Below are 17,572 nucleotides of genomic sequence, written 5' to 3'. Positions count from 1 at the left end.
GGGAAAATGGAGAAGCGCGACTGGAGTACTAGGCCGGGCCCAAGCGCTGCTCCAGCCGGGTGCGCAGCCGGGTGCGTTCTCCGGCGGTCGTGGCGGCCCAGATGTTGGTGGAGTGGCGGTGGGATGGGTGAGAGCCCAGCGCAGGCAGTCAGCGGCAACCGGGCAGCGCCTGCACAGTGCCTTGGCGGTGCGGATGCGGTCTGCCGCCTCCGGTGCGGTGGCCTCGCCGTAGGCGACGTCGAACAGGCCGGGGGTGCGGCGGCATGCCGTCGGTCGGGCGTGCGGGAGCGGGGAAGGTGATGCGGTCGGCGCCGCGAGTTGTGTGGGGCTGGCCCCGTAGCTATAGCGCACGGACAGCGCAGGGACCGGTGGACAGTTCCACCGCGGCAGGGCGGGCAGGGTCATCCGGGCCGCAGATAGAACGTTCGGTCTTGACAAACTCGGCTTCGAAGAGTGACGATGGGGCACGTTAGAATGCTTGGTCCAGCCGAGGGGTTTCGATGGCATGTCGGGGTCTGCAATGTGCGGGACCAGCAGGTCGCGAGCCACGCTGTGCCCTCACTCCCCGCCGACTCGGTCTGCCGCTCCATGGGCGATCGCCATGTACTCGGACCGCAACGATGACGCATGGTGCTCACGTTCGCGATCGGTTCCGGCGCCGCGCCTGGCCGCTAGGCAATGAGGGAAAGCGAACACCCGACATCGATGTCCCATTCGGGTCGACTCGTCTCTATCCGCACCCAGTCCGAGCACGGCGCCGGCGGCAATGCACGCCTTGATGGCCCGCTCAGCGGTCGTTGACGTAATGGACGCTGGTGCCGTCCGTGAGGGACGTGGCCATCGTGGGAAGCTGCCGACCAGCGGGCACGCCAAGGTGCTGAACGGAGGCGTACGGTCCGCACGGCTGCACCACTCGGCAGCACATCACCCTCGCTTCCGACGGGCAGCATTATGAACTCCGGCACGTCTTGCTCACCAGGCAGACGAGACCGACGGGTTCACCACGTTCGCGTGTAGGCGCCTTGCACCTTCCAGGGTGTGGCGCTGACCGCTTCCAAGGCCTGAGGTGCCTCACGTCCCTGGGACCGGCGCCCCCGGAAACAGGTACCCCCATTCCGAGAGGATGTAAGAACGCACGATGAAGGCTGCCTCAGTCGTCTCCTTCGGCTCACCCCCCGAGTTCGTAGACCTGCCCGCCCCCTCGACCGTGGGCGCCCATGACCTGTCGCTCGATGTCCTCGCCGTCGGTCTGCACCCGATCGTGCGCGCTCAAGCGGACGGATCGCACTACACGAGTCCGCGGGCAGTGCCGTTCATTCCGGGAATCGACGGCGTCGGTTACGACACAACCGGAGAGCTGCGCTACTTCATTTCCCTCGGCTCGAAAGACGGCGGAACGATGGCGGAGCAGGTCGTGATGAGCGCCCGGCACACCGTGCCGCTGCCACCCGACGCCGACCCGGTTGCCGTGGCTGCCTCGATGAACCCCGCCATGTCGGCGTGGCTCGCACTGCGCGCACGCACTCAGCTCCACGCGGGCCAAGACGTGCTGGTGCTGGGTGCCACCGGCGCCTCCGGCCGGATGGCCGTGCGGATCGCGGCGCTGCTCGGTGCCCGGAAGGTGATCGCCGCCGGCCGCGATTCCGGCAGGCTCGCGGAACTTCCTGCACTGGGCGCGACCGATGTCGTAGCGATTGGGGAGACCCGACTGCTCGGCACCGTCGCGGCTGATGTCGATATCGTGCTCGATTACGTGTGGGGAACGCCGACCGCAGCCATCATGGCCGCCATCGCCGCCCACCGGCGCGACCCAGGGCACCAGCTCACCTGGGTCGAGATCGGTTCGGCTGCCGGTCCCGGTGCGCTGCTGCCGTCAGCGGCGTTGCGCTCATGCCGCATCGACATCCTCGGCAGCGGCCGCGGGGCACTGAACGCAGACGCGATCGTGGCCGGGCTCGCCGACCTGGCCGGCCCGGTCGCGGCGGGCGAACTGGCGGTTGAGGCCGAGCCTCGTCCCTTGGCCGACGTCGCGCAGTCATGGCAGGACGCAGCCCGACTCATGTCGCGCATCGTGTTTGTTCCCGGACGGACCACCCCCAGCACGACGGGGGCAAGAACATGAGCGTGCAGGACACCCCCTCTGCTGCCGAGGACGAGCGCTACTCGCCCAGGACCGCGGCGGAACTGCTGTTGCGCGCCGCACACGAGCATCCCGACAACGGAATCGGCTGCCTCGACGATGACCCCGAGGCAGCACCGTACACGATGCGCTACCCCCAGCTGCTGTCCGAAGCGACCCGGCTGCTCCACGCACTGCGGGCGCGAGGAGCACGCCCCGGCCGACCAGTGGTGCTGCTACTCGAACAGCCGCGAAACTTTCTGCCTGCCCTGTGGGCATGCCTGCTCGGCGCACTCACCGCCTGTCCACTGACACCACTGCGCGGGGACCCTGAGCGCTGGGCGGCCCAACTCCACCACGTCGCCGCTCTGCTGGACGATCCCCTCGTACTCACCACGCCGGAGCTACGCGCGCAGATGCCAGCGGAAGTCAGGCTCGATGTCGCGGACCTGACCGAACTCGCCACCGGGGACATACCGCGGCTCTCCGGGGACGTCGTGGCACGACCAGAGGATCTGGCGCTGCTGGTGCTGACGTCGGGATCGACCGGGACGGCGAAGGCGGTGCAACTCACGCACGCCAACCTTGTCGCGTCGATGCGGGCGAAGGCCGAAGCACACGGCGCGGGGCCCGCCGACATCACCTTCAATTGGGTGTCCTACGACCACGTCGCGGCGGTACTGGAAGGACATCTCCTGCCGGTCGCCACAGGTGCGACGCAGTTGCACATGCCACCGCATGCAGTGCTCGCCGACCCGGTGGTGTTCCTGCGAGCATTGTCCGCCCACCGGGTCACGGCAACGTTCACCCCCAACTTCCTTCTGGGGCTGATCAATACCCGGTTCGGTGCCGGCCCCCTCGACGACGGGCTCGATCTGTCCCACGTACACCGAATCATCTCCGGCGGTGAGGCCAACCCGGTTGCAACCGGGAAGCGATTCCTCGAACTGCTCGCGCCGCACGGGCTTGCCCGAACGGCGTTGTGGCCCGCCTTCGGCATGACCGAGACCTGCGCGGGGTCCCTGTACAACCGTGAGTTCCCGGGCGCCGACGCAGACGGCGAGTTCGCGGCGGTCGGCCGCGCGGTGACAGGGCTGGAGGTGCGCATCGCCGATCCGGCGACCGGCGCAACGCCGCCCGCAGGCACACCCGGCGAAGTGTGGCTGCGTGGCCCCATGGTGACGACTGGCTACTATCGCGATGCCGCCGCCACGGCTGCCGCGCTCACGCCGGAGGGTTGGCTGCGCACCGGTGACCTCGGCCTGCTCGAAGACGGTCGCCTCACGCTGGCCGGGCGCGGCAAGGACAGCATCATCGTCAATGGCGTCAACTACTACAGCCACGACCTCGAATCCGTCCTGACGGAGGTCGAAGGCGTCGCCCCATCCTTCGTGGCAGCCTTCCCCGTACGGCCATCCGGCAGCGACACCGAGCAGTTGGCCGTCCTGTTCGCCGCAACGGTCGTGAACGAAGAGTTGCCTCATGCGGTCGCCAGGGTCCGCGACCGGGTGGTCGCACACTGGGGGTTCAGGCCCGCGGTGATTCTCCCTCTGCCCCGCTCGGAGTTTTCGAAGACCAGCTTGGGAAAGGTACAGCGCGGCGTGCTGCGTGCCCGATGGGAAGCCGGGAGCTACACCGCACGGGAACAGGAGGTTGCCGCGCTGCTCGCCGAAACGGCTGGTGGGCACAGCGATCCCCAAGGACCGACCGAGACGGCCCTGGCCGAGATCTACGCCGAACTGTTCGGCCTCACCGCGATCAGTGCCACGGCCGGTTTCTTCGACCTGGGCGGGACGTCACTCGACGTGCTGCGGCTTGCGCGAACGGTGAGGGCCAGGCTGGGCGTCGAACTGGCAGTGCTCGACGTGTTGCGTGCCCCGAGCGCGCGCGAGCTGGCCCGGCTGATCGACGCGCCCTCCAGGGCCGGCGTGGCCTACGACCCTGTGGTGACGCTGCAGGCAGGTGGTGAGGGAACTCCGCTGTTCTGCGTGCATCCCGGCGTCGGCGAGGTTCTGGTGTTCGTCAACCTGGCCAAGCACTTCGCGGGGGAGCGGCCGTTTCACGCGCTGCGAGCCCGCGGCTTCAACCCCGGAGAGAAACCCTTCGGCAGCTTCACCGAAATGACCCGGTCCTACGTTGCGGCCATCCGCCGTGTGCAACCACACGGCCCGTACGCGCTCGCCGGATACTCCTTCGGCGCGGCCGTCGCGTTCGAGATCGCCAAGGTCCTGGAGGCCGATGGCGAACGTGTGGCATTCCTTGGCAGTTTCAACCTCCCGCCACACATCAAGTACCGCATGGAGGAACTCGACTTCGTCGAGACCGCGGTCAATTTGGCGATGTTCCTGGGGCTGGTGGACGCCGACGAGGCGGGGCGGCTGCCCAGACGATTGCGGTCGCTGCCGAAGACCGAACAGATCGCCACACTGCTGGACTCCGCCCCGCCCGGCAGACTCGCCCAGTTGGACCTCGACCTGCCCCGGCTCAGTGCGTGGGCCGACCTCGCACACGGTCTCACCTCGCTGGGGCGCACCTACCACCCCACTGGCCAGGTGCGGGCGATGACCGTGTTCTGCGCCGATCCGCTGCGCGGCACCCGTCATGACTGGGTCGAGAAAGAACTGCGCCGTTGGGACGAGCACACCCGCGAAGATGCGCGGTATGTCGATGTGCCTGGCGAGCACTACACCATGATCGGCCCCCGGCACGTGCACGCGTTCGCCGCACTCCTGCGTGCGGAGCTGGCACGCGCCTTCCCAGTAAACGCACTTGATCCTGGAGCTACGCGATGAGCGACGTGACCATCGACCGCACGGGCCTGTTCGACATGGCCTTGAACCTGCTGACCGCGCGGGCGGTGCATGTGGCCGCGGAACTGCGGATCGCCGATCACCTCGCCAGCGGCCCCGCAAGCAGCGCCCGGCTCGCCGAGACCACCGGCACTCACGAACCGTCGCTGTATCGATTGCTGCGGCTGCTCGCGAGCGTCGGTTTGTTCTCCGAGACCGCTCCGCGCACGTTCGCCGCGACGCCGAAGGCGAACGCGCTGCGCTCCGACGTTCCCGGTTCACTGCGACCGTTCGTGCTGCACACCCTCGGCGTGCTGTACCCCGCCTGGGGCGAGATGGCGCATTCGATCCACACCGGCGAGGAAGCTTTCACCAAGGTGTTCGGTGAGCCGGTGTGGCAGTACCACGCCGATCGGCCCGAGGCGAACGACCTGATGAACCAGGTGATGTCGCGCGAATCCGAGGCGATGATCGACGACTTGGTGGCCGCTTACGACTTCAGCCCATTCGGCACCGTGGTCGACGTGGGCGGTGGCGAAGGCGCGCTCCTCGCGGGCATACTCGCCGCCACACCGGGCCTCAACGGCATCGTGTTCGACCAGCCGCACGTGGTCAGTGACGTACTGCTGCGGTCGGAAGGACTGGCCCACCGCACCAAGGCCGTCGGCGGCGACTTCTTCGACTCCGTCCCTGAGGGCGGCGACGCCTACGTGCTCAAGTGGGTGCTGCATGACTGGAGCGATGAGAAATGCGTCGAGATCCTCGCCTGTGTACGCGCGGCGATGTCCCCGGGCGGCACACTGCTCGTCGTGGAGTCGGTGATCGAGCCAGGGAACGATCCAGCGCCCAGCAAGATCCTCGACATGGTGATGCTCGTCCTCAACGGCGGCCAGGAACGCACCCGCGAGCAGTTCGAGACGCTACTGCGCAGGGCAGGATTCCACGTCAACCGCGTGCTTCCGATGGCGTCGTCGAGCAGCAGCATCATCGAGGCCACCGCCATCGAAGCGAACCAGAAGTAGACGAAGAAGGTTGCGCGGCCGCAGCCATACCTGACGGCTGGTTCCGCAGCGGCGACAACGCCTCCAAGGACGCGGACGGTTAGTACACCATCGTCGACCGCAAGAAAGACCTGATCATCCGCGGCGGCTACAACGTCTACCCCCGCGAGGTCGAGGAGACCCTCTACCAGCATCCCGGGTGGCCGAGGCCGCGGTGATCGGGATCGGACATCCGGAACTCGGTAAGGAGGTCGGCGCCGCGGTGGCCCTCAAGCCGGGCGTCGAGGTGGACCCGGAGGAGCTCAAGAACTTCGTCCGGGACCGTCTCGCAGCGTACAAGTATCCCCGCTCGGTCTGGCTCGTCGACGCCCTCCCCAAGGGCCCCAGAGGCAAGATCCTCCGCCGCAAGGTTGAACGCTCAGAATGACATGCGGAAGACCTCGTCCGGCCCGCCGGCACTACGCTGGACGAGCTCATCCGTATCGCGGGCAACCGGTGGGCGGTCGAGGAGTGCTTCCAGAGCGCGAAACAGGAATGCGACCTGGACGACTACCAGGTCCGCCGCGGTCGACGCCGGGGCCGCCGCCGGAGACGACAAGTCGACCACGGTGCCCTTGGGCACGACGCGTCCGTCGGACTCATGAGCTTGGGGGCGAATGCTGGACGGCCGGCGCAAGTCGATCCAGCCGATGGCTCAGCGGCTGCCGGACGGGGACATGCAGGCCTTGCAGCAGTTCGTGAACCAGTCGCCGTGGCCGTGGGGTGCGGCGGCGGATCGCCAAGCGCCTGGTGAAGGTGGTCGAACCCGAGGTGTGGGTCATCGACGATGTGTCGTTTCCCAAGTGCGGGCGGGCCTCGGTGGGGGTAGCCCGGCAGTACTGCGGAGCGTTGGGCAAGCGGGCCAACTGCCAGGTCGCGGTCAGCGTGCACGCCGCCACCGACCGTGCTTCCTGCCCGCTGGAGTGGGAGTTGTTCCTGCCCGAGGAATGGGTCCACGACCTTTCGCGGCACACGGCTGCGGGAGTGCCCGAGGAGGTCGGGCATGTGACCAAACCCCGCCTGGTACGACGACATCGTGGCTTTCTACCGGGACAACGTTACCTTTACCTCGGAGGGCGGCAACGTCCTGATCACGCTGCTCGGCGAAGGTGACTCGGCGGCTGGCCTGATGGTTCCGGTGACCGACGGGCAGCGGCACAAGGAGTTGCGCAATGTGCTGTTGAAGGCATTCTCGCCGCGCGTCCTGAGCCGGATCGGCGAGCAGGTCCGCCGGCATGCCCGGGCACGGCTGGCGGCGGCGGTCGACCGCGGCGAGTGCGACTTCGCGCTGGATGTCGCGAGCAAGATTCCCATGATCACGATCTGCGACCTGCTCGGCGTGCCGAGCCAGGACCAGGAGTACATGCTCAGCTTGACCAAGTCCGCGATCAGTTCGGACGACCAGCCGGAGTACTCCGCTGCGGCCGATGCCGCCCGCAACGAAATCCTTCAGTACTTCCTCGGCATGGTCGAAGAGCGCCGCGTCGCGCCACGGGAGGACGTGGTCAGCGTGCTGGCCAGCAGCACGATCGACGGCGAGTTCCTCAGTGAGGACGAGATCGTCCTCAACTGCTACAGCCTGATCCTCGGCGGGGACGCGACCGCCCGCCTCACAATGATCGACTCCGTGCACAGCTTCGGCACCAATCCGGACCAGTGGGCGGCCTTCAAGCGGGGCGACGTATCCGTCGAGCAGGCGACCGAAGAGGTACTGCGCTGGGCCTCCCCGACCATGCACTTCGGCCGCACCGCGGTACAGGACACGGAGATCCACGGCACCCCGATCAAGGCAGGTGACGTAGTGACGGTGTGGAACGTCTCGGGAAACCGCGACGAGAGCGTCTTCGCCGACCCGGACCGGTTCCTCATCGACCGGTCGCCGAACAAGCACATCGCGTTCGGGCACGGTCCGCATTACTGCATCGGCGCATACCTGGCGAGGCTGGAGATCTCCGAAGTGCTGCTCGCGCTCCGCGACTTCACCACCGAGTTCGAGATCGCCGGGCCGGTTCGCCGTATCTACTCCAACCTCCTCACCGGGATCAGCAGCCTGCCGGTGCGTTTCGAACCGGTCTCGGCCGAGGTGGAGGAGTTGGTGCTCTGAGGCCCATGGGTGCTCTCAACTGCGGCGTTCTGGTCCGGTCGGCGGTCCGCCGCCGACTCGACCGGTACGAGGAGGAGACAGATACCGGTGAGCGCGAAGAGAACTGTCGGCAGCGTTTCGCCTGTGATGCCAACGAGAAGTGCGAGGGTCAAGGCGCGCACGGCGAGCAACCGCAGCAGCCGTGCCACGTCGGATGACGATGTGTCCACGTTGTCTCTCCTCATTTCCGGGTCAGGAGTGTTTCTCGGTACGTCGTTGAAGACCCTGCCGGGCCAGGCCGCCGGAGACCGGTGCGGTGCCGAGGTCGCTGTCGCCGTCCTCGTGGCGCAGCACCCAGTCGTCGAGGTCGAGGGCGGTTTCCAGCGGCTCTCTGGCCATGTGGGCCCGCAGGCGGCTCGCCTCTTCGGCGGCTCCGCCCGAGTGAGTCCCCTCGGGGGAGAGCAGTTCTTCCCGGAATGCGGCCTCGGACATCGCGAAGCGCACCCGCGCGGTGTGGGGAGACACGTCCAGGATGGCCCCGATGAGCTGCCAGTCGGCGCCACCCATTCGCTCGAACACGGCGGCGGCTTCGAGTAACCGCCGCGCGGTGGCGAGGACTCGGGCGGCGTCGGCCAGCACGGCACCTGGGGCGCGGGTGGTGCCGTCGGGGTTCAGCTCATGCTCACCGATCGGGACGGCGGCACGCGCGAGGTCGGCCAGTTCGCAGGCTTCGTAGGCCATCACCAGCCTCGCTCGCGCTGCCTCTGTATAGGGTGCGGTGGCTCCCGCGTCACTTTCGGTCATGTCAGTCAGCCTCAGATCCCGACGATGGGCGATGATCACCGCGACTCCCCATAGGGGGTCAGCCGCGCAGGAGATAAAGGACGGTTGTGGTCACGGCCGTCGCCAGGATGACGCCCCGCAGCAGCCAGGCGGGCAGACGGCGGGCGAGGTGGGCGCCGCCGAAGCCCCCGGCCACGGCGCCGACCAGCAGGGCGGCGAGGAGAAACGGAACGCTCAGCGCATCCGAGGCGATGAGGAACAGCACGGTCGCGCTGAGGTAGATGGCCGCGAGTTGGGCGATCCGCATCGGATTGCTCGCTGCGGCATCGAGGCCGAGGCCGATGCTCCACAGGGCCATCATCATGATGCCTACGGCACCGCCGAAATATCCGCCGTACACAGCGAGGAAGAACTGTCCGACCAGAACGGCTCGTGAACTCATATCGACCGAGCGGCCCAGCACGCTGCTCAGCCCCCTGGAGAGGTGCCGACCGAAGGCGAGGATCACCGTGGCGAAGGCGAGCAGCCACGGCGCCGCGGTGTCGAACGACGATGCGGGCAGCACCAGCAGGAGACCGGCACCGACTCCACCGCCCACGACACTGATCACTGTCAGCGCCTTCGTGGACGTAGGCCCAACCGGGGTGAGCTCATCGCGGTACACCCATGCGCTGGCCACGGCACCGGGTACGAGAGCAACCCGCGACACCGCGTTCGCCGTCACCGGTGACAGGCCGAACGCGACCAGAGCGGGCAGCGCCACGAACGTGCCTCCGCCACCTATGGCGTTCAGGACTCCAGCGGCGACGCCGGCCAGCAGAACAAGAGATAACTCGAACACACGCCGAGCATCTCCCGGTGATGAGCTGGTCCACAATGCGTAATCGGTGTACCCAGCCTAAGTCTGAGCCTTAGGGTAAGCGGGTGCGCTATGACCTGGACGACCTGCGGCTCTTTCTCTACATCGTCACGGAGGGGTCGATCACGGCGGGCGCTCGCCGCATGCATCTGAGCCTGCCTTCGGCCAGCGCCAGGGTGCGCTCCCTTGAGCACCACGCCGGCGTGGCACTGCTGATCCGCGGTCGACGAGGCGTGCGGCCTACACCAGCGGGGACGACGCTGACCCGCCACGCGCGCGAGGTACTCGCCCAGACCGCGCGGCTTGAAAGCGCCGTCGCGAGCTACACCCGGTCCCCGACCGCTCCGCTGACCCTGCTGGGCGGTGGCTCCGCGATGCACCGGCTCGTGCCGCAGGCCCTGATCTCGTTCCTCCGCGCACACCCGGACATCGATGTCAGGGTGTCCGAGAGCCGCACCCCGCAGACCGTGCAGATGCTGGCCGACGGCGAGGCGGACCTGGGGGTCGTCCTGGACGACGAGGCCCGCGACTGCGGCCTGCGCACGGAGCCCCTCGGCGATGACTCCCTCGTCGTGATCGGCCAGACTGGAGGAATCCTTGCCGGACGGGCCGCGCTGACCTACAGCGAGGCCGCCGAGCACCCTCTCGTCGGGCTCAACGACGACTCCTCGCTGCGCCGCTGGATCGAAAAGCACCTGGGGCCCCACGCACCGGTGGTGCGCCACCGCACCACTGTCGCCAACCTGAGCGTCCTTGTCGCCCTCGCCGCCGCCGGCGTCGGGCTCGGCGTCGTACCACGTCGTGCCATCGACCCTTACCTGCCCCTCGACGTGTGCGAACTGCAGGACCCCTGGGCTCGCCGCCACCATCTACTGGCCTGGGGCGTCAAGGACAGCACCGCGTCGACGGCGACGCCGGCACTCGCCGAACACCTGCGCCAGGCGGCCCTGTCTGAACTTTCCTCCCGCAACACCCCCGCAGAGCCCGTCAGCCTGCGTCCTTTCCACGACGACTGACAAGCGTCGCCTTTCGCGCCGTCCAGGAAGGCCACCAGCTCCTCGCCCTGCGCAACGTCGACGCGGCCGTCTTCTGGAGCCCGGACGTCACCGCGCCCGCCACCTACCGGATCGGCACCGGCTTCGGCGAAGTCAAAGCCAAGTTCGTCAAGCCCGCCAGACCATCCTCGAAGGTGACGACTGATGGCCGGCCCCACCGGACGCGGAGGATCACTCGGCGCCGCCCTCAACGACCTCCTGCACTCCCAGGTCACCCCACGCCGCCGGCTGTCCTCCTACAACGCCAAGCACTGGCACGCCCAACTGTCCCAGCTCACCGCGACCCACCGCGGCCAACAGGCCCTCGCGGACACCGGCCTGAACGTGACGACCAAGACCCTCATCAACTGGCTGTCCGACGCCGAGTACAACATCCGCCGCACCTACCGCGACCTCATCCACACCGCCTACGAGAACGTCGCCGTCGTCCCCGCCGATCCGATCCCCCGTCACATCAAGCGGGGCCAGTACGAGATCAGCGGGGTCGTCCAGACCGGTGACGACGAACGCACCCGCGGCACCGCGGACGCCGCACCCCTGCGCATCGACGGCAGCCGGGGCCACTGGGACGCGATCGAGGCCCTCTGGCTCGCCGGCGAACTCACCGACGACGAGTTCGAAGACCACTTCATCGACGACGTCATCGTCGAGGACATCGGCGAAGGCACCGACGGCTGGGAATTCCCCGGCGGCTCCTACTCCGTCGAACTCCGGTAGCAGCACCCGCAAGCAGCCGGGAACCGCCCAACGCGACAGTGGCATCCACCCAGTGAGCCATCATGGAGAACCGCGCCGATGGGCCGGTCTACGAATGTCGGTTCTGGTCGGGCCGACCACGCGCCAGACGCTGAGCTTCGGCCGTGACCTCGGTATCGAGCTGGGCCAACGTCCTGTTCCCGTACTCGACGATGTCGTACTCATCATCAAGCTCAGCAAGACGCTTGGCCAGGGGTAGTTGGTGGCCGAACCGCTGGTGGATGCGCAGAGCAAGCTCTCGCGGTGTCAGCCGGCCCGCCAGCATCTGGTGCGCGAGTGCCCGCACGGCAGCGTCCTGCCCTGCCTCGCTGTCGCGCGGGTAAAACACCAGGTGCAGCTCATCGAGTACGACTCGACGGCAAGAGCTGGTGGCGTCGGGCACTGACGTACACCGCTATCGGAGCAGGCATCGTCGGTGCAATCGCATGCGGTGCCACGGTCGTCTGCGGCATCGCTGTGGGCGCGGCGGCAGGCGCTGGCGCCACGCTGCCTCGCACGCGGGACGGCGAAGCTGGAGATGGGGCGGGTTCGCCAGGGGTGCGTGACCTTTGGAACCCTGACGAGTCGTACGCGGCTCTGTCGCCCTGTCAGAAGGCCTAGCGTCACCGGCGACAGATGCTGTACCGGGCTGTCGGCGGGTGATCGCAGGGGGGTACGGTGTCCCTCAGGCAACAGACGTAGAGAAAAGGCAAGGGCCCGCGAGTGCGACCTCGCGGACCCTGTGGGATCCCAGGAGTTGGCGCTCCGGATCCCGTGGCCGAGGACCTATCCAGGGAAGGTCTCGACGTGCACGAGAGTACCCGTACCCACTGCCAGACGCGCAACAAGGCACCCTCCGTAGCAGCGATGACGCTCCGGCTGGGTGCCTTCTTTGTTTTCCCGCGCTGTTTCGGCTGCGGGCACACCTGCGCTCCGAGAGGAGGAGCGATGGTGTGATCGATTGCGGCGGCGCCCAGTGAAGGGGTTTCAGCCGCCGGGACGCCCGGCCATCGAGGTGATTAGCGGTCACCTTGGCGAGGGCGTCCGATCTGCCGCCGGGCGGGTTTAGCGGGCCCTCCCGAAGGTTCTGTCCTTCCGGTTAGCGGCCGGCCGGACAGTTCGATCTTGGTTCTGGAGCGAACCACGAAGTGCCAAAGAGGCCTTCGTTATGCCCACCTCGAGGTTGAAGCGAGGCATGACCCAATGTTGCAGCATCGTGCTGCCCTTTGTCAGCCCATCCATGCCCGATTAGCCAGCTTTGCACGGTCTGTCGGGTCACAGTTTCTGCTTTCCCTGGCGGTTCCGTCCCACGGACGGTCCCTGACCGGGTTCCGCGCGCAGTCAGCCGGTGTAATCCGATGAGGACCGCGCCCTCGTCTTCACCACCGTCGCCATGGGCTCCGGTAAGAGCGTTGGCAGACGCGGTGGTCCCTCGTGACGATCAGGTGATGTCGCGGACGGCTTCCCGACGGTCGGGGCCGCGGCGGTGGCTGCGGTCGTTGGATTGGCTCGTGGGCGAGGGGGTGCATGCACGGGCGTCGGCGACGACGCTCCTGGTCGCGCAGGACCTGGCGACGCGAATGGACTTCGACACTGGTGAGGTGCGGTACTGCCTCAAGGACATGGTGGGTCGGCTAGGGCTGTCACGCGCGACAGTCAGCCGGCATGTTGCGTACCTGCGGGAGATGGGGTCGCTGGCGTGGGTGGAGCGCGGCAGCCGTACCAACGTGCGACGGGCCAGCGGCCTGGACGGGTACGCCCGTACGTCGACGGTGTACGGGGCGGTGATCCCGCCCGCGTACGACCGCGCGCTCGGCCATACCGTCGTCGGGTCCGGCTACACCGCCCGGATCGTTGTCGACCGCCGCGACCAGGTCCAGGACCCGGTCCGAGCCAGGGAGGCTGTGGATAACTCGCCCGTGGACAAGCACCGTTCAGGCCAGGATGAGACCCCTTCCCTCATGGTGCTTAAGAAAGTGGATCAATGTCAGGTAGCGGGTGGTAAAGACTCTTCTACCGCGCGAGCGCGGCCAGCCAGAGCCACATCCCGCCGCAAGAAACGAACGCTGACCATCCTCGGGTACCGGATCACCTCCGAGCGGATCGACCGGGCACGGCGCCTCGCTGTCCACGTCCGCCCCTTGGTGAACTGGACCCAGGGCGCCACACACGATCAGCTCTCATGGGTGCTGCTCGACCTAGTCGCCAAGAACTGGTTCGACACCCAGATCCTGATGTGGCTGCGTGACCTAGGCCAGGAGCTCGGAATGGCACGGTGGCGGCCCCGGTTCCCGCACCGGGTGATCGCCGCAGCACTGCACCGCCTGGACCGAGCCGAGACCGAGCGGCAGACGGCTCAGGGCCCCGACTACGACGACGCTCTGCAGCAATTCGTGCCGCCCAACCGAGCGTTCGGACAAGCCACCCAGCAGATCCGGCAGGATCCGTTCGCACGAAACGGCTACGTGGAGTACCCGCAAGTGGAGGACGTGCCGGTAGACGCGTGGGATCTGAGTCTGCTGCGGGAGGCGGTGGCCAGTGACCCCGACCTGGTGCTGGTTGCTGCGCAGCTGTCGGGGCGGGAGGCGGCCCTGCGGACCTACGGCAGTGCCGGCGCACGCGTCCTCGCTCTGCACGAGGAGCTGAAGACGACCGGAATGTCCTGGCCTGCGCCGTGACCAGGAGGGTGCGCGAATCGAGAGGGATGCCTGCCCTCGGGTGAGGGAAGGCAGGCGAAGTCGGTACGTGGTTGGGGGCCGCTGGCCCGGGCCGACCGCATCGAGAGTCCAGTGGAGGGGCGGACATGAGGCGCGTGACCACCAGCACCGCGGACCTCTGGCACCACTACGGCCGTGCCCGCGCCGCCACGGACCGCACTGTTCCTGACCGCTTCTCCTGAGCCTGGGGACAGGACGCGGGGCCCGGCGTGGAAGTTCTGGGCGACCTGGGCGGCCGCTGCGTGGGCGACCTCGGAGCCGGGGCCGCCCGGCATGCCGCGCACCTGGCGGTGCAGCACCAGCCGGCCCGGTCACCGCGGTCGACGCCTCGCCCGCCCAGTACGCGATGGCCACCGACCTGTACGGCGATCTCGCTCCGCGCCTGCGCATCGTGCACTCCGACGCGGTGCCTCACCTGCAGACGATGCGCGGCGCGTACGACGTGCTGTACAGCGTCTTCGGAGCCCTCGACTTCACCGACCCGCGCGAGCTGCTGCCGGCGGCCGCCGCCGCGCTGCGGCCAGGCGGACGACTGGTGTTCTCGACACTCGCCCACTACGTGAGCGGGGCGACCGCTCAGCCTGATGTGATCGCGGCCGACGTGCCGGCCAACAGGCCGGACGGTGAGCAGGGCCGATTGCGCCGCTGGGTGCTGCAGGCGCAGGTGTGGACCAGGCTGCTCGACGAGGCCGGGTTCGCCGGGATCAACACCGTCGTGCTGCCTGCCGCGACCGAAGGACCACGCACCGCAGACACGCTGCTGGTCCGTGCGCGCTGCCCTTCCTGACAGGGCAACTACCGGCGGTACCAATAGCTATGGACTTGCTCAACGTCGGCTTCGAGGACGTCGCGGAGGTCGTCATCGTCCGGGGGAAGGTCCAGGCCGAGTGCGGCGGCGACCTCCCGGTAGGGCATCGTCATACCCGGGTCGCCCGCGGCGACCAGAGTGGACAGCAGGTCCTGGTCGGCGGGCGTGGTCTCGTCGACGCGGATGAGGACCCGAACGCGGTCGGCGAGTGAGGTGCGGGGCAGCGCAGAGCCGAGCTGCCGTTCCAGCTGCCCCCAGCTGGTGGTGGTCTGGGCCCGGGTGGCCTTCTTGAGGGCGCCGCGTACCGCCAGGGCCGCTGAAGCCAGTACCTCCGGCTCAAGCTCCCGGTGGGGGCGGAGCGGTCGTGCTGGGGGCCTTTTGTGCGGGAGAGGCGAATTCTCCGGCGCCGGAGGCGGCTGCTTCTCCATCCAGGCCTGGGCGGTGCGCCGATCGCTGCCCGAGAGCGAGCTGCCGGCTGCGCTCGCCTCCGCGGTCAGCTGAGTGACCAGTCGGCGTTCCTCAGCGACGGACACGTCGGCGGCGCCGAGTTGGTGGAGGATGCTTCGAACTTCCCGTAACGCTGCTCGGCGTTGCCGGCGCTCCTGGCGTGCACCTTCCAGATGTTGTTCCAGTGCTTCCTTCGCCGATTGCTGCCTGCGCGGCGGCTGCGGCTTGGGGGCCTCCTGCGGCGGGCGGGGCCGGTTGCGTTTGCGGCGGGAGCGCAGGGCAGGGGGATAGACGACGGTCCGGCCCGCGTTGCCGGCGGACGGGTGGTCCTGTTGACGGAGGAAGGCTCGGGCTGCGGCCAGGACACGCTGCTCGGAAGGGCTGGCACCACGCCGGGTGAGGGTCGATGCGGTCTGCAACTGGGAGCGGACGGCCCAGGACCGCCTCTCGGAGACGGCCTGCGCGAGGCCGGCGAAGACCCGTTGCTGGTAATCCTCATGCCCGGTCAGCCACTCCGGGGCTTCGGCAAGGGCTTGCTCTGCTTCGACGCGGGCCGGGCCAGTCAGCGTTTCGAGGAAGGAGTCGGCGTGATCTGACGAATGCGCAGTGGGCGAAGCCTGAGTCGCTGCTCCGGGTCGGGAGGAAGCCCGGACGACCGCCGGTGCACACCAGGCGGCAGTTGATAGACGGCATACGCTGGTGCACCCGCGCTGGTACTCCCTGGCGGGACGTGCCCGAGCGGTATGGCCCGTGGCAGACCGCCTACGGTCTGTTCCGGCGGTGGCAGCGCGTCGGCACCTGGCGCCGCATCTTCGAGTAGCTGCAGGCCCGGGCCGACGCCCAGGGGCTTATTACCTGGGACGTGTCGGTTACTCGACCATCGCCCGCGCCCACCGGCCTGCGGTGGGCGCCCGCAAAGCAGGGTGATTTTGGCGCGCATCCGACGCCGGGGGAGGGGTGTTACGGCCGCAATCATCGCGGATTACGCGGCGCTGCTACGCAGCGATGCTCAGTCTTGCTTCTTCATCGCGGCCACCTCAGCTATCCGTGCTTGGACCTTCGGGTTCGAGGCCAGGGCTTCAGGAAGGATGGTGGTGGGGTACAGCCGCGCACTCACCACCTGCTCCAGAGTGAGATCCCGCGCCTCGGTCAGGTCGGTTTCACTAAGGCTTACGTTGCGCAAGTTCGCATCAAGAAAGCTTGTGTCGCGGACGTCCGCTGAGTCCATGCGCGCCCCAGTGAGGTTCGTGTTGAACAACGAGGCTCGGACGAGCTGCGAGGCGCGGAGGTCTGCGCCGGTCAGGTTGGCGCGAGTGAAGTCCGAAACTCGGAGGTCGGCTAGTGAGGCATTTGCATGGCTGAGGTTCGAACCGGTGAAATTCACCTGGTTCGGTACTGCGCTCTCAAGATTGGCGCCGCGGAGGTCGGCGCCACTGAGGTCGGATCCGGTGAGATCCGCCTGGCGCAAGTCCGCTTCCGACAGGTCCGGGGCCCTGCGGTCTTTACGCCAGAACCGGGCAAAGTCCGTCGTTCGGATATCGGCCTCATGGAGGTCGACGAAGGCGGTGCCGTCCTTATGGGATTCCCTCATCACCAAGACTTCGAGGGCAGCCGTGACGTCTGACGGCGGGCCTCCCGGCCGGTAGACGCTGGTCGTCTTGGCTGATTGGGGGGCATGAACGCGAACAAAGCCGCTGAGCACACGCACGACGGTGGACTGATCACGGGAGGAGTCGGTCATGATCCGCTGCAGAGCATAGATGCCCCCCAGGCGCACATCCACAGTGTCGGACCCGAGGTTGGCGACCGCATCGGTGTACCGATCCGTGATCTGTCCTTGCTCACTCAGACGCAGAGTGTCATGGGCCTGCTGGACGCTGGCGAAGGAGAAGATCAATGCGATGACGGCGGCAATGCCGGGCAGTGAAGTCGCGCTGACCATGGCCCACTGTGTCCGCAGCAGTCGTCGTTCGCGCTCTCGCTCCGCAGCAGCCAAGGTCGCGGGATCTGGTGGCGGAGCTGGAGGTATGGGACCGAAGGGCGGAGGTAGACCAGGTGGTTGAGTTGTCATATTCCCCCGAACTTTGACGGCTCTCACCCAGCACGCGTTGGTCAGTACTAGTAGGTCCTACTGTCG

The 17,572-nt window shown here is 67.8% G+C and carries 14 protein-coding genes and 3 pseudogenes; 11 read left to right on the top strand and 6 right to left on the bottom strand.

Annotation, left to right across the window (positions count from 1 at the left end; genetic code table 11):
- Nucleotides 1-1,138 precede the first annotated feature (1,138 nt).
- The 4 genes and pseudogenes from M2163_RS00180 to M2163_RS00165 all read left to right on the top strand — a co-directional run.
- Entirely contained in the window at nt 1,139-2,122 is a 984-nt protein-coding gene (locus M2163_RS00180) for a zinc-binding alcohol dehydrogenase family protein (protein WP_280855095.1), read from the top strand.
- Nucleotides 2,119-4,911 carry a non-ribosomal peptide synthetase gene (locus M2163_RS00175; protein ID WP_280892839.1) on the top strand — a complete coding sequence of 931 codons (2,793 nt, stop codon included), beginning with the start codon at nt 2,119-2,121 and terminating at the stop codon, nt 4,909-4,911. The genes M2163_RS00180 and M2163_RS00175 overlap by 4 nt, the downstream gene beginning before the upstream one ends.
- Nucleotides 4,908-5,930 (top strand): methyltransferase, encoded by a 1,023-nt coding sequence (locus tag M2163_RS00170; protein ID WP_280892838.1) that lies wholly within the window; start codon nt 4,908-4,910, stop codon nt 5,928-5,930. Before M2163_RS00175 ends, M2163_RS00170 begins: the two co-directional genes overlap by 4 nt.
- Nucleotides 5,931-5,947: 17 nt before the next feature.
- Nucleotides 5,948-6,336 (top strand): annotated as a pseudogene (locus M2163_RS00165) (long-chain fatty acid--CoA ligase); the annotation flags it as partial.
- Here the strand turns inward: M2163_RS00165 and M2163_RS00160 are convergent.
- Nucleotides 6,328-6,531: a hypothetical protein gene (locus M2163_RS00160; protein WP_280855099.1), complete on the bottom strand. Its 204-nt coding sequence runs from the start codon at nt 6,529-6,531 to the stop codon at nt 6,328-6,330. The pseudogene M2163_RS00165 and the gene M2163_RS00160 sit on opposite strands and share 9 nt — an antisense overlap.
- A 28-nt stretch (nt 6,532-6,559) precedes the next feature.
- Here M2163_RS00160 and M2163_RS00155 point away from each other — a divergent pair.
- Together M2163_RS00155 and M2163_RS00150 are read left to right on the top strand one after the other, a co-directional pair.
- Nucleotides 6,560-6,971 (top strand): annotated as a pseudogene (locus M2163_RS00155) (transposase); the annotation flags it as partial.
- Between the two features lie 13 nt (nt 6,972-6,984).
- The gene (locus M2163_RS00150; protein WP_280892837.1) at nt 6,985-8,052 is read left to right on the top strand and encodes a cytochrome P450; all 1,068 of its coding nucleotides are present in this window, start codon (nt 6,985-6,987) and stop codon (nt 8,050-8,052) included.
- A gap of 231 nt (nt 8,053-8,283) precedes the next feature.
- Here M2163_RS00150 and M2163_RS00145 read toward each other — a convergent pair whose 3' ends face one another.
- Nucleotides 8,284-8,835: a hypothetical protein gene (locus tag M2163_RS00145; RefSeq protein ID WP_280892836.1), complete on the bottom strand. Its 552-nt coding sequence runs from the start codon at nt 8,833-8,835 to the stop codon at nt 8,284-8,286.
- Between the two features lie 58 nt (nt 8,836-8,893).
- Entirely contained in the window at nt 8,894-9,655 is a 762-nt protein-coding gene (locus M2163_RS00140; RefSeq protein ID WP_280855102.1) for a sulfite exporter TauE/SafE family protein, read from the bottom strand.
- A gap of 83 nt (nt 9,656-9,738) precedes the next feature.
- On the opposite strand from M2163_RS00140, the gene M2163_RS00135 reads away from it, so the two are divergent.
- Together M2163_RS00135 and M2163_RS00130 are read left to right on the top strand one after the other, a co-directional pair.
- The gene (locus M2163_RS00135; protein WP_280855103.1) at nt 9,739-10,689 is read left to right on the top strand and encodes a LysR family transcriptional regulator; all 951 of its coding nucleotides are present in this window, start codon (nt 9,739-9,741) and stop codon (nt 10,687-10,689) included.
- A 183-nt stretch (nt 10,690-10,872) separates the two neighbouring features.
- Entirely contained in the window at nt 10,873-11,445 is a 573-nt protein-coding gene (locus M2163_RS00130) for a hypothetical protein (protein ID WP_280855104.1), read from the top strand.
- 88 nt (nt 11,446-11,533) lie between these two features.
- On the opposite strand, the gene M2163_RS00125 is transcribed toward M2163_RS00130, so the two are convergent.
- The gene (locus tag M2163_RS00125) at nt 11,534-11,866 is read right to left on the bottom strand and encodes a hypothetical protein (RefSeq protein ID WP_280855105.1); all 333 of its coding nucleotides are present in this window, start codon (nt 11,864-11,866) and stop codon (nt 11,534-11,536) included.
- Between the two features lie 1,108 nt (nt 11,867-12,974).
- On the opposite strand from M2163_RS00125, the gene M2163_RS00120 reads away from it, so the two are divergent.
- Complete coding sequence (locus tag M2163_RS00120) at nt 12,975-14,141, top strand: hypothetical protein (RefSeq protein WP_280855106.1); 1,167 nt, start codon at nt 12,975-12,977, stop codon at nt 14,139-14,141.
- Between the two features lie 125 nt (nt 14,142-14,266).
- Nucleotides 14,267-14,967: pseudogene (locus M2163_RS00115) on the top strand (class I SAM-dependent methyltransferase).
- 8 nt (nt 14,968-14,975) lie between these two features.
- Here the strand turns inward: M2163_RS00115 and M2163_RS00110 are convergent.
- A complete protein-coding gene (locus tag M2163_RS00110; RefSeq protein WP_280855107.1) occupies nt 14,976-15,521 on the bottom strand; it encodes a hypothetical protein in 546 nt (181 codons plus the stop codon).
- Nucleotides 15,522-15,841: 320 nt separating this feature from the next.
- Between M2163_RS00110 and M2163_RS00105 the strand changes: the two genes are divergently transcribed.
- On the top strand, nt 15,842-16,255 hold the full coding sequence (locus M2163_RS00105; RefSeq protein WP_280855108.1) for a transposase: 414 nt from the start codon (nt 15,842-15,844) through the stop codon (nt 16,253-16,255).
- Nucleotides 16,256-16,444: 189 nt separating this feature from the next.
- Here M2163_RS00105 and M2163_RS00100 read toward each other — a convergent pair whose 3' ends face one another.
- Complete coding sequence (locus tag M2163_RS00100) at nt 16,445-17,377, bottom strand: pentapeptide repeat-containing protein (RefSeq protein WP_280855109.1); 933 nt, start codon at nt 17,375-17,377, stop codon at nt 16,445-16,447.
- Nucleotides 17,378-17,572: the final 195 nt, after the last annotated feature.

Source organism: Streptomyces sp. SAI-135 (genome assembly GCF_029893805.1).
GTDB lineage: Bacteria > Actinomycetota > Actinomycetes > Streptomycetales > Streptomycetaceae > Streptomyces.
This window is presented reverse-complemented; position numbering and strand designations above follow the sequence as displayed.